Annotated in this window: 9 protein-coding genes; 3 read left to right on the top strand and 6 right to left on the bottom strand. The window is 50.6% G+C overall.

Annotated elements, in window-relative coordinates:
* Window positions 1–21: 21 nt before the first annotated feature.
* The gene (locus ACJJIY_RS06610) at window positions 22–1518 is read right to left on the bottom strand and encodes a type VI secretion system contractile sheath domain-containing protein (protein WP_445359324.1); all 1497 of its coding nucleotides are present in this window, start codon (window positions 1516–1518) and stop codon (window positions 22–24) included.
* Between the two features lie 80 nt (window positions 1519–1598).
* A complete protein-coding gene (locus ACJJIY_RS06605) occupies window positions 1599–2318 on the bottom strand; it encodes a transposase (RefSeq protein ID WP_444895432.1) in 720 nt (239 codons plus the stop codon).
* 190 nt (window positions 2319–2508) lie between these two features.
* Here ACJJIY_RS06605 and ACJJIY_RS06600 point away from each other — a divergent pair, with 190 nt between their 5' ends.
* The 3 genes from ACJJIY_RS06600 to ACJJIY_RS06590 all read left to right on the top strand — a co-directional run bounded on the left by ACJJIY_RS06600 (window position 2509) and on the right by ACJJIY_RS06590 (window position 7595).
* Window positions 2509–3372: a Stp1/IreP family PP2C-type Ser/Thr phosphatase gene (locus ACJJIY_RS06600; RefSeq protein ID WP_444895433.1), complete on the top strand. Its 864-nt coding sequence runs from the start codon at window positions 2509–2511 to the stop codon at window positions 3370–3372.
* Between the two features lie 23 nt (window positions 3373–3395).
* A complete protein-coding gene (locus ACJJIY_RS06595; RefSeq protein ID WP_445359323.1) occupies window positions 3396–6479 on the top strand; it encodes a DUF6531 domain-containing protein in 3084 nt (1027 codons plus the stop codon).
* Window positions 6480–6572: 93 nt separating this feature from the next.
* Window positions 6573–7595: a succinylglutamate desuccinylase/aspartoacylase family protein gene (locus tag ACJJIY_RS06590; protein WP_445359322.1), complete on the top strand. Its 1023-nt coding sequence runs from the start codon at window positions 6573–6575 to the stop codon at window positions 7593–7595.
* Between the two features lie 7 nt (window positions 7596–7602).
* Here the strand turns inward: ACJJIY_RS06590 and ACJJIY_RS06585 are convergent, their stop codons facing one another.
* From ACJJIY_RS06585 to ACJJIY_RS06570, 4 genes are all read right to left on the bottom strand, one after another.
* Complete coding sequence (locus ACJJIY_RS06585; protein WP_445359321.1) at window positions 7603–8823, bottom strand: lytic murein transglycosylase; 1221 nt, start codon at window positions 8821–8823, stop codon at window positions 7603–7605.
* Between the two features lie 177 nt (window positions 8824–9000).
* A complete protein-coding gene (gene trhA, locus ACJJIY_RS06580; protein WP_282930278.1) occupies window positions 9001–9654 on the bottom strand; it encodes a PAQR family membrane homeostasis protein TrhA in 654 nt (217 codons plus the stop codon).
* Between the two features lie 141 nt (window positions 9655–9795).
* Window positions 9796–11118 carry an adenylosuccinate synthase gene (locus ACJJIY_RS06575; RefSeq protein WP_413664100.1) on the bottom strand — a complete coding sequence of 441 codons (1323 nt, stop codon included), beginning with the start codon at window positions 11116–11118 and terminating at the stop codon, window positions 9796–9798.
* A 112-nt stretch (window positions 11119–11230) separates the two neighbouring features.
* The gene (locus ACJJIY_RS06570; protein ID WP_445359320.1) at window positions 11231–12424 is read right to left on the bottom strand and encodes an ATP phosphoribosyltransferase regulatory subunit; all 1194 of its coding nucleotides are present in this window, start codon (window positions 12422–12424) and stop codon (window positions 11231–11233) included.
* Window positions 12425–12457 lie beyond the last annotated feature (33 nt).

Raw genomic sequence — 12457 nt, 5'->3', positions numbered from 1 at the left:
GTAAAGATCCAACCCCTACACTTACACCCAAGGGCCTTTGAGTGTACCGCCACTCAGAGAACTAAAGCTCGGAAGAATGACTTGATCCCGCCCTTGCACCGAACGCATAGTGCTAATGCCAGCCTGCATAAATTTTGCAGCTGCCCTATCTGTCAGGAGCGCTTCTGCACAGGGCGTCAATAATTCGCCATTGGGTAACTTGCGTAAATGAAGGGGTAGGTCTTCATAGCTTGCAGACGAAGGCGGCTGTAATTTTCCAGTTTGAGAAAAACCTTGGCAAACAGCTAAACCCAACAAATAAACACTATTACCCCAAAGATAATATTCATGACCCTGCTCTGGGGTTAATTCTTCAAAATTGAAATACTCTGTTGTAGAGGTATTTTTCCCAAAGGGGAGTCTGAGCATAAATCTGGGAGCAGCCAACGCAACATGCTCACTAGCAGAGTATTCACGGACCGCCTGCCAACTTTCCGCAAACTGATCGCTCAACGGATAGTACCAATCATCAGGATCTACTGAACCTGACAAGTTTGGACAGCCTGCTAATTTTGGATCCCCACCCAATAAAAGTGCACTTCCCGCAGCTTCTGCAATCGTGGATAAATCTATCAGCAGGTGAAGGTCTCGCTCCTCATCAGTAACAAAGTAATCCCCTATGACTAAGTTATAGGGGATATTTCCAGAAGCTGTTTCACGCTCAACCAGTAACTTAAATGTCTGCGACTTTTCCAAGTCGCTTTCGGCTTCAACAAAATCAGCTAGAAGCTCTTCTTTACTAACGTCTATTAAGTAAAAATCCAGGTTCCCGTGCTCTTCGACACGTCTCAGTAAAAGTTGCAGACTCAGCCAACTAGCCTCTAACTGACGAAAATCACTGTGATGCATCAGTTTACGCATCGCATCAGACGTAGCTTCAGCCAGGGCATTTAGATATTCACCCTGGCGAGGGTCCTCACTTTTCTGCACGTAAGGAGCGACAATATCTTTGATTAGCTGGTCAACCTGGAAAGTATTTTGACCTTCCTTTGCATTACGCTCTCGACCTGCAGCCAGGATTTCATCCAATATCGACTGCTCGCTATCGCGCTGAGCCAAGCCCTGCTGAGTGGCTAACTCTGGTTTCCACTGTTGAATTTCCTCAGCAGCCTGCTGGAACTGACGCGGATCGAGCAGCCTGCGCTCCAGCTCAATAAACTTCTTAAACAGTGGCAAACGGCTATAAAGGTAATCTGGGTGCAAATCATCAAAGCATGGTAATCCCAGCGGGCGATCCAGTACGGGTAACTGCAAACTCACACCTAGATCAGAAAAAACGCCCTCAAAGGTATCGCGGTTCAACAGGTATACCCTTCGACTGGAAATCGTTTCGGGTTCACACTGGCGGCGACTCGCTCTCCCGCTGAAATCACCCAGGATCGCAACTTTCAATCTATCAGTGCCAAAATCCATAACTGGTTTTTCCTTATTGTTATCGCCAAGGATCTGAAATCCCGTTGAAATGCTGGGCCTACTCACAATTTGTCACCTGCTGACAGGGCTTAATTACCCTACTTCTTATGGCCTTTTAACGCCCTCAACCCGACATTAGGTTTTAGCTAGGCAGTTTCTTTTGGTTCTTTTTCGACTTTATTTGCTTTTTTAGGGCGACCACGCTTAAGCGGTCGCACTCTTTGGTTAACAATCTGCTCAATTTTCTCTTTAAACGCATCCCCGCCAAGCACATGGCCTAACTTAATCGTTTCAGCGATATAGTCGAGCAACTTTCGATCAAAGCTATACTGAAATAACTTCCTGTAAGATTGTGCCCTCTCCATCACGGTATTCCCTAAAGAAAGATACAAACGGTGATCCTTAATCAAATTATCTTTCTTAATGTTTGTGTGATGGTTAAAACTTGACCATTCATAGTCTTCAAGAGAATCAGCTAACCCCAAATAGAGGGGACGTAACTCCACATACCGGTAACACGTCAGTAAGTACGCATCAGAATCAATTAAGCTGGACTTATAACGCCCCCGCCATAGTGTTCCTGAGCGCTTGTAACGGTGATTAACAAATTGAACATAGCGACGTCCAAGGGATTGCATCATAGATGATATCCCATCCGGTATCGTGGGCGTAGCTATGATCTGAATCATATTGGGTAATAAAACATATGCGTGAACGTCAACGCCATATTGGTCTGACGCGTTACGCAAACTAATCAAATAATATTGGTAATCTTCCTCATCAAAGAAACAGGGCAGATTATTGTGACCTACCTGCACAATATGTTGAGGAACGTTTATCAAATTGAGCCTGGGCAAACGGGGCATTTTGCCTATGGGTCCTTTTTTAGCTGGCTAAAAGCCTTTTCTGTAGAGAGGTAAAGCTCTTATTATCGCAAATCAGTGAAAAGTATTTCAAACTTGGCATGCGAGCAAGTTAACATTACCTTCGGTGATCGGTTGTAATAATATTGCGCCGCATTGTATTGCTTTTTATTAAAGGGGAGTTGCACCAGACATGGATCAAATTAGTCTGGCGGTCAACGGGCGTACTGACATTGGTCAGGTTCGTGAGGAAAACGAAGATAGTATTCGCTGGTACGCATCTGCGGAACAGCCTTTTGCCTATATAGTGGTGGCCGACGGCATGGGCGGTTACACCGGTGGCGCAACCGCCAGTAAAATTGCAGCTGAGACGGTTCAAGCCCACCTCGATGACCTGCTGAAACACACTTTTTTCTCCTGCACGTCTGAACAGCAACAGCTTATATTGCGCGCCACCCTTATCGACGCAGTCAACAGCGCAAATACAGCTCTAATCAACACCAAAAACCTGAACCCCCAGTTTTCCAATATGGGAACAACTTTGGTTGCCGCGGTCATGTGGCGCGACTTTTTAATCGTTGCACATATTGGCGATTCTCGCGCATACCTGTGGAACAATTATGGATTGCAGCGCCTTACACGAGATCACAGCGTTGTACAGGAGATGATTGATTCAGGTCAATTAACCCCCGAGCAAGCCAAAGAGTCCAATGTTCGCAACCATATTACCCGTGCCTTGGGGGTTTCCAGCTGTGTAGAGGCGGATATAAATAGCTGGAAACTCACGCAAAACGCACTCCTTTTGTTATGTAGCGACGGGCTCACTGAATATCTTGATGATCATGCGATAGAGCGCGTACTGGCCACTCATCGTCCGGCATTAGAGTGTGTATATCGTTTTATTGACGATGCTAATCGCCTAGGAGGGCGCGACAATATTACTGCAGGAATATTGGAATATTCTTCACAATCATTGCGTCAAATTCTACCCCACGAACAAAGTGTTACCGAACGTCCCAGCTCCCCCGACGTAACAATCCGAAAGTTACACCGCTGATTTGATTTATCGGACACTACAAAATGACACCGGAACGTCTTACCCAGCTAATACCCGACTTACTCAATAAGCTTACCCCCCCAACAATTAAACTCTCTCACGAGAACCCCGCATCAGTTATACGCTGGCTTTCCCAAATTGAGCGAACACCAGAAGACATCTCTCTCAATTTACGGAGAGAAGATTTTTGGCCAAAGCTGCCAGGCATTGAAGCCAATCGATATAGTATCGATTCGGCACCTATGGTTCCCCTCTTGCATGAGGTAGACGGCAGCCCAACCCAACTGACTAACCTCCCAGGGGTCAATCCAGCAAATAAGGTAATTCCAGCTCTGGAACGCAGCCATCAGATCGCTGAACACGTCGTCAGCAATACAGGGGAAGTCGCTTTTGAGCGAACAGACGTCATTATTCCAGGGCCATTGCCATTTGAATGGAAAAGGTATTTCCGCTCTTCCCTCAACGAGGACACTGGCATTGGCGCGGGCTGGCGACACTCCTTAAGTGAAAAACTTGTTGTACACGACCACTTCGTCAAGCTATTCACTGCCGAGGGCAGATCTGTAACCTTTAATTTACCCGCTATAGGTCATGGTTGTTACAATCGTTTTGAACGGTTAATGTTATTTCGGCAAAGCCTACACAGTTATCGTTTAACGACATTCGATCAATATCATAAGATTTTTCGCGCCGACGGCGTGAACAGCGCTTTACCACTTGCAGAAATTAGGGATCAATTTGGAAACGCCTTAACTATCGATTATCAAGAAGGTTTACCTAAAAAAATAGTCAGCTCTTGGGGCCGGGTTATTGAATTTAACTGCCAAGATGGTCATATCTTCAATCTAGTGAACGGTCACGCTGTAGAAGGGCAAAATAACCTCTGCGCTTACAACTATAAGGAAGGGCAATTAGTCGAAAGCTGCTGTGGGCTTAAAAGGGAAAAATATCAATATGACAATTCTCAACTGGCTCATCTGCACAGCAGCGAGTCTGGAAGCTATCAATTTATATATGATGAACACAATCGATGCTGCTCATTAAATTCAAATGAGTTATTCACTAGCTTAAGTTGGCTTGCGAGTAACAATAGCTGCACAGTCGAATCAGAATTATCCGGCCCGATTCATATACGCTTTAACAAGTTCGGTCAGAGAGTCTCTGAACAGCAAGAATCACGTATCTGTACTTGGCTGTATGACTCCTACGGCAACCTCTGCGAAGAGATTAAGGCTGATGGCCGTAGACTTTTCTTTCGACACGATGAATTCGGCCGACTGGTTCGCACCACTTCTCACGATGTGAGTAATCGATACTTTTACGATGACCGAGGTTACCTGCGTGCGGCATCTATCAACGATGAGACTCTGTGGCAATTCCAGTTCAATGCAAAAGGCCGCCCAGAACGTATCATTGATCCAGCAAAACAAGTCTGGAAATTTCTCTATACGGATCGGGGTCAGCTCACACAGATCCGGGACCCCGAAGGTGGCAAGGTAGACTTCAGCTGGGATGGGCAGGGGCAGCTGCAATCGATATGTAGAGATAAAAAGCTCCTAGGCCTGGAATACGACCACTGGCAACGAGTCATTTCGCTGAAAATGAATGGCGAACTGTGGCGTGAATGGAGCTATGGTAGTGCCGGTGAACTACGAGAAGCTCGCCTAGGCATTCACCAATACGGCCTGGACTATTCCGAACGAGGCCTTACCAACGCTATTCACGGAGATAGCGGCCAAAGTATTCTTTGCGACCATGATAACGCCGGTAGACTCTGTCATATCAATTTTGCCGACGGCAACAATTGGGACCTCAGCTATAACCCAATCGGTGAGCTAGTCTGCCTGGAATGTCCCGCAGGAAACTACACTTGGGGATATGACTGCTTCGGGCAATTAGTTAGCCACAAGGCACCACAGGATCGAACTTGGCGTTGGCATTACAATATAGACGGCAGCCTGCATGAATATTGTGATAATGACTCTCGCTGGTACTTTAATTATAACAACAGCGGTGTATTAACCGGTATTCGCAATAACAGTGGCCAAAATAGTGAGTTCCACTACGACCAGCATAACAGGCTGGTACAGGCAGATAATGCCCTTTCCTCAGTGCGCTTTAAATACGACAGCCGCGGTCGGGTAACCGCGGAGCATCACGACAGTGCCGATATCCGGGATTTCAGTCTTCAGTATCAATATGACAAACGCGGCTGGTTAAAGAGTGCCAGCTCCGACAATCTCGACTTGTCTTATACATTCGCTCCTTGTGGAGCCCTGTATGGAATCGATGCCAATGGTGAAGCCATTGTTCGCACCGAATCCAAAGGCCAAGATATCCTCCAGGTTCAAGGAGAGGTTCGCAGTAATCACAAATATTTATTTGGGCGCCTGGTAGGCATGGAGTCCGGTCAAGCACTTTCCTGGCACTTTGATAAATCCCCTCCCCTGCAAATGACCAACCCGCTGCGGGCACAGCAAAGTCCGACTCAACCTCAAACAGAAAGTGACAAGCGCGGCAATATTATTAGTGAAAGCAACATACCAGGCCGCAAGGATTATCAATACCAGTACGACGGCTGGGGCCTGATGAGCCACGCGGAGTGCGGGGAATTTAAAACCTATTTCCGCTACGACCCCTTCGGTCGGCGGTTAAGCAAGACATGTACCCACCGAAAATCAACCCGCCAGCGCCGCGTTGTCACTATTTGGAGCAGCCTGGGTATCTGGGGGGAAATTCACAATATTGACGGCAAGTCCCGAGGTTTAAGCCATTGGATTCACCAACCTCAAACCAATGCCATTCTCTGCCAGTGGACTGCCGACAATATCGAGCATTACCTTTCCAACCCCGACGGCAAGCCACTCGCGATTTTTGATACCCAAGGTGCCGCTCAGTGGTCACAAGGTGGGGAGGCAGGAGAGAAAGGAAAAGACCCCCACAATCAAGGGCCGAGTGCCTGGCGGGGAACTAATTTGCTCGCGGATGTAGAGACTGGGCTGTGGTACCACCCCTCAGGCTACTGGAGCCCTGCCCTCGGTATCTGGCTAAACGGGGACCGCTCTCATAACCTAACGACTTCTGCCCAATCAATCGGGCAGCTGTAACGAAATACTCGGGCAGCTGCATCAACATTTGCTGCCCTGGTCAACTCTTATCTGCCTATACACTATGGGTATATCTATTTGCCCGTGAGTGTTATGGAAGAGCGCTCGGATTTTGAGATCGGAGGGGTCCATGTCGCCAGGGGCGAGTCCTGCCATATCGACCTACCTGTTGTAAGGCTGTACACAAGCACAGAAATGGCAATCCCAGTTTATGTGCAGCGCGGTAAAAAAGATGGCCCCAAGATGTTCGTTTGTGCCGCCATACACGGTGACGAACTCAACGGCATTGAAATAATAAGCCGGCTTATCCAAAGCGGCCGCCTGAAGTCATTGCGCGGGACCCTGGTTGCAGTTCCAATGGTTAATGTTTACGGGGTACTGCAGCACACTCGCTATCTACCTGACAGGCGCGACCTAAACCGCTCATTCCCAGGTTCGGCAAAGGGGTCTCTCGCCGCACGTATGGCTCACGTCTTCCTCAAGGAAATAGTCACCAAATGCGACTATGGCATCGACTTACACACAGGAGCCGTACATCGCAGTAACCTCCCCCAAATTCGCGCTAACTTGGACGATGAGCAAACCCGAAAACTCGCCAAGGCCTTTGGTGTTCCCGTGCTACTCAACGCTTCTATTCGCGATGGATCCCTGCGCCAAGCAGCCGCGGATCTTGGGGTAAGAGTATTACTTTATGAAGCTGGTGAAGCCCTGCGCTTTGATGAACTCAGCATCCGCGCCGGAGTTAAAGGTGTGATCAATATGATGAAGCACTTGGAGATGTTGCCGCAAACCCGGAAGACAAATGTGATAGAGCCATTTGTTGCTCGACGCAGCGGTTGGCTTCGCGCGGGGGATAGCGGCATCGCCAATCATCTTAAGGCACTCGGGGATCAGGTCTACCGGGGCGACCTATTGGCGACCATTGCAGATCCATACGGCCAGGAACTGGACCAACTGATCTGCAATGAGGATGGAATCATTATTGGGCGACAGAATATCCCTCTGGTCCAGGAAGGCGAGGCGATGTATCACATCGCCTACTTCCGTGAACCCGAGGGTGTTGTCGAGAATCTGGAGCTACTCCAGGATACGCTCCTACCGGATGAGAACTTTTAGGGAGTCTCTATTGTTTCTTCAACAACTCCAGGACTTCCTTGCTCGGGTAGCCCTGAACTTCAACGCCGGCACTCTTTTCAAATTCACTCACCGCTTTGCGGGTACCCGGACCTGCCTTGCCATCAATTTCTCCGGTGTAAAACCCTTTTTGTTTGAGCAACTTCTGCAACTCTTCCACTTGAACACTATCCAGTGGAGTAAATGGGCGCTTCCAATCATTTACCAAAGGCGCACCGCCGCCAATCCGGTCTGCCAACAGGCCTATAGCTATCGCATAGCGATCTGAATTGTTGTAACGCTTGAGAACAAAGAAGTTCTTGAACACTAAAAATGCCGGGCCATTGCGACCGTCTGGTAACTTTAATTCGGCAATGGCTTTCTTGCTGGGAAAGGGCTCGCCATTGGCTCGTGTGACGCCGAGCTTCTCCCATTCGGCTACCGACATCTTCCCTGCAGGCATTTTACGAGCGGGAATATTGACCTCATAGCCCCAGGGTTTTCCTCGCTGCCAACCGTTACTGGATAGCAGGTTGGCGGCAGTCGCGAGCGCATCTGGAATGGAGTTCCAGATATCCCGTTTACCATCACCATCGATATCCACCGCATAGGCTTGATAACTGGTGGGAATAAATTGGGTATGCCCCATAGCTCCGGCCCAGGAGCCCAACAAGTGCTCACCCTCGACATCACCGGCCTGCAATATTTTTAGCGCGGCCAGCAGTTGCTGACGGCCAAACTTTTTACGCTGGGGATCCGCATAGGCGAGTGTTGCCAGTGAGCGAATAACACTGCGCATTACCTTGTCATTACCGAGGATGCCGCCAAAACTGGATTCCACAGACCAGATCGCAAGCAGGATATTGGGGTCCACCCCGAAACGCTTCTGGATCTTGTCCAACCAGGGCTTCATTTTTTCTTTTTCCCGCTTGCCTCGTTCAATCGCTCTCTTTTGCACCCGATTATCAAAGTACTGCCACACCGGTGCTTTGAATTCGGGCTGATAGGCTGCACGATCCAGAACCCATTGGTCTGGAGAAGTGATCCCTTTAAAGGCTTGGTCGTAAACCTCCGCAGAGATTCCACTCTTAATCGCGGTTTTGCGGAACTCCTTTACCCATTGTTCGAAGGCCGGATCGGCTTTCTCTTGTGCATGGGTATTGGAAGCCAGGAGAACTGCGCTTATCACGAGGATGGCAGACAGATATTGAAACCATTGCAATTTGGGCATGGAGTTACCTTCGACACAACTTTTGCTCGCTCAAGGGTAGAACGAGCCACTCTTATCCGAAAGGTGGATTGGCCGGTAACCGTTGAACTTCCCACCCACTATTAAACTGGACAGTCACATGAGAGGGAAGTTCGTGCTGCTCACCTTTAGAGTGAGCTCTGCCGCAAAACGGGAAGATTAGGGAATGACGTAAAACAGCACCGCAAAGAAGTGCAATATACCGCCCGCCAGCACAAAGAGATGCCAAATTGCATGGTGGAAGCGCAGGCTGCGCCAGAGATAAAAAGCGATTCCGCCGGTGTAGCAGAGACCACCGAGAACTAACAGCCACAAACCGCCAGTTTCCAGACTGTCCGACAGCGGCTTGATCGCAGCCACCACGACCCACCCCATCAAGGCACTGAGAGTGATGGACAGGGCTCGGATCTTCTTCAGCGGGGTGAACTGAATAATCAATCCGATCAGCGCGAGCCCCCAAATAATACCGAACAGCCACCAACCCCAAGGGCCCCTCAGGGTGACCAGGGTGAAGGGAGTATAGGTTCCAGCAATCAATAGAAAGATTGACGAGTGGTCCAGGGTCCGCAGTATCGCTTTGGCGCCGATATGGCTGACTGCGTGGTACAGCGTGGAGGCTAGGAAACAGAGTATCAGGGTGGAGGCATAGACGCTGGAGCTGACAATATGCCAAGCGTCCCCGCGCAGGGCAGCAAATCCGGTCAATACACCCAGACCGGCAATCGCCAGAAGCGCTCCAACACCATGTGTCACACTGTTGGCGATCTCTTCAGCAAAACTGTAACGACTGGCAACGGAAACGGAAGATGACATAAATTAGCCCGGTTAAATTCAGGTCATAAGCCTGCGTGTAGTGCACGACCAATAACTTGGAACAGGTCTAATGATCAGAGGCCTCACTTAAAATAGCAAGGCCATCACCAGACTGCACATTCACAACCGGGCGGTCAGGGCTTAAACGCTAGCGTTGTGAATACCCATTTCGCACAAAGCGGAAGATTCGCGAACAATGGTTTCGTTGCGATCGGGACCTGTAGAAACAATGTCTACCGGAGCGCCCACCAGCTCTTCGATTCGAGCGATATAGGCGCGTGCATTGGCCGGCAAATCCGCTTCACGACGCACACCGAAAGTATTCTCTGTCCAACCGGGCATAGACTCATAAACCGGCTCGACACCTTCCCAACCTGCGGCATCAAAAGGTACTGGTACTTCTTCACCAGCGCTGTTGCGGTAGCCCACACAAACCTTTACCTCCTCGAGGCCATCGAGAACATCCAGTTTGGTCAGGCACAGGCCAGAAATACTATTGATTCGGATCGCGTGGCGCACAGCAACAGCGTCAAACCAACCGGTGCGGCGCTGGCGGCCAGTGGTAGCGCCAAACTCGTGACCTTTTTCACCCAGGTGACGACCAACTTCGCAGTCCAGCTCGGTAGGGAATGGGCCACCGCCAACGCGGGTGGTGTAGGCCTTGGTAATGCCCAATACATAATCCAGGTACAGAGGACCAAAACCAGAACCAGTAGCGGTACCGCCAGCAGTGGTATTAGAGGAAGTTACGAACGGGTAGGTACCGTGGTCAATATCCAGCAGGGAACCCTGGGCGCCTTCGAACAGGATATGCTCTCCGTTCTCGCGCGCTTTGTGCAGGTGATCGGCAACGTCGGTGATCATCGGCACCAGTTGCTCGCGCCAGATCTTGGCCTGCTCAACGGTGTCCTCATAACTGACCGGGTCAACTTTGTAGTATTCGGTCAGAGCGAAGTTGTGGTAATCAATCAGCTCTTTCAGCTGGTGGCAGAAGTTATCCCAGTTGCACAGATCACCCAGGCGAAGACCGCGACGAGCAACTTTATCTTCGTAAGCGGGACCAATACCGCGACCTGTAGTACCGATCGCTTTGGCGCCGCGTGCTTTTTCACGGGCCTGATCGAGGGCAACATGTACTGGCAAGATCAGCGGACACGCCGGGGAAAGACGCAGGCGCTCGCGCACAGGAACTTCGCGCTCTTCCAGCTCAGCCATCTCTTTCAGCAGCGCCTCCGGGGAGAGCACCACACCATTACCGATCAAGCAGGTTACGCTGGGGCGCAGGATACCGGAGGGAATCAGGTGCAGTACGGTTTTTTCGCCATCGATAACCAGGGTGTGGCCCGCATTGTGACCACCCTGGAAACGCACTACTAGCGAGACCTTCTCGGTTAGCAAATCGACAATCTTGCCCTTGCCCTCATCGCCCCACTGGGTACCCAGTACTACTACGTTCTTGCCCATCTGTATAAATCTCTAAACTCAGGTTTTTCTCTGCGGGAGCCGGGGCCCCACATAAATGGATGTCTGCGGGTAGGCCCGCGCGATAATAGGCACATCCACTGCGCCCGAAAAATCAGTCTCGTGGTTTTACTACCCACGAATCACCCTCAGCAACCAACTCGCGGTCACAGCGGGAATCCAGTTCACTATCGGCACCACCAGCGAGAGCTGTGATGACCACTTCGCCTTGAGCCCGGAGCTCGTGAATCGCCTTCCACAGTTCAGCGCCCTGGGAGCCTCTGACATCTGGCGCCAGTATCGCAGCGCCCTCTTCAACGGCGGCGCTGCCCAGATTACTCAATGCCACCAGGTCACTACTGAAGCCTGTTGCTGGGCGATCGCGCCCAAACACGGCTCCGATACCGTTGTAGCGTCCACCGTTGGCCAATGCCTGGCCGTGGCCCGGTGTGTAGGCGGCGAATACCAGACCTGTTTCATAGTCGTAGCCGCGTACTTCACTCAAATCGAAGAACAGTGTCACCTCTGGATAACGCTCATTCAGAGCCTCAGCTACCTGCCTCAAATCGGAGACTGCCGCCAACAAATTTTGCGGGGCTCCAGAAAAGAGTTCACGAGCCTTATCCAGGCATTCCCGTCCCCCAACCAGCCCCGGGAGTGCCTTCAGCCACTCGGCAGCCTTCTGGTCGCCAACATTCTCCTCGACCCACTCGCACAGATCAGCAGTCGCCTTGCTCTGTAACATTGCCAACAGGGCGCTGCGCTGCTCGTCATTGAGGCCCGCCGCTTCAACCAGATTCTGGTAAATCGCGACGTGGCCCAGGTCCAGGTGCACTTGGCTGACACCCGCTACCTGAAGGCTTTGCAGCATCAGCGAGATCACCTCGAGGTCTGCACCGAGGTTGTCCACACCAAACAGTTCGGCACCAACCTGTATCGGCGCTCGCGAACCCATCGGGGTTCGCGGCTTGGTGTACACCACCTGACCGGCATAGCAGAGGCGGTTAGCGCCTCTGCGGGGAAAGCTGTGGGCATCGATCCGGGCAGTCTGCGGAGTCATATCCGCGCGTATACCCAAAGTGCGACCAGATATCTGGTCGGTGACCTTAAAGGTGCTCAGATCTACATCATGGCCCATCCCAATCAGGAGGGACTCGGTGAATTCCAACATCGGCGGTATCACCAACTCGTACCCCCAACAGTGGTAGAGGTCCAGTAGTTGGCGGCGCAGAGTCTCCAATTGCACGGCATCCGCAGGCAGAATTTCTGCAATGCCATCCGGTAACATCCAGCGATCGGCTTGAGTCATGATGAAATGAATTCGTCAGCGAAGAAATTGCGG

The organism is Microbulbifer maximicatervae (SeqCode) (assembly GCF_052468155.1).
This window is presented reverse-complemented; position numbering and strand designations above follow the sequence as displayed.

Excerpts from the sequence above, each read along its gene's own strand:
- ACJJIY_RS06605 (WP_444895432.1), bottom strand. The coding sequence starts at position 2,318 with ATGCCCCGTTTGCCCAGGCTCAATTTGATAAACGTTCCTCAACATATT.
- ACJJIY_RS06600 (WP_444895433.1), top strand. The coding sequence starts at position 2,509 with ATGGATCAAATTAGTCTGGCGGTCAACGGGCGTACTGACATTGGTCAG.
- ACJJIY_RS06595 (WP_445359323.1), top strand. The coding sequence starts at position 3,396 with ATGACACCGGAACGTCTTACCCAGCTAATACCCGACTTACTCAATAAG.
- ACJJIY_RS06590 (WP_445359322.1), top strand. The coding sequence starts at position 6,573 with ATGGAAGAGCGCTCGGATTTTGAGATCGGAGGGGTCCATGTCGCCAGG.
- ACJJIY_RS06585 (WP_445359321.1), bottom strand. The coding sequence starts at position 8,823 with ATGCCCAAATTGCAATGGTTTCAATATCTGTCTGCCATCCTCGTGATA.
- trhA (WP_282930278.1), bottom strand. The coding sequence starts at position 9,654 with ATGTCATCTTCCGTTTCCGTTGCCAGTCGTTACAGTTTTGCTGAAGAG.
- ACJJIY_RS06575 (WP_413664100.1), bottom strand. The coding sequence starts at position 11,118 with ATGGGCAAGAACGTAGTAGTACTGGGTACCCAGTGGGGCGATGAGGGC.
- ACJJIY_RS06570 (WP_445359320.1), bottom strand. The coding sequence starts at position 12,424 with ATGACTCAAGCCGATCGCTGGATGTTACCGGATGGCATTGCAGAAATT.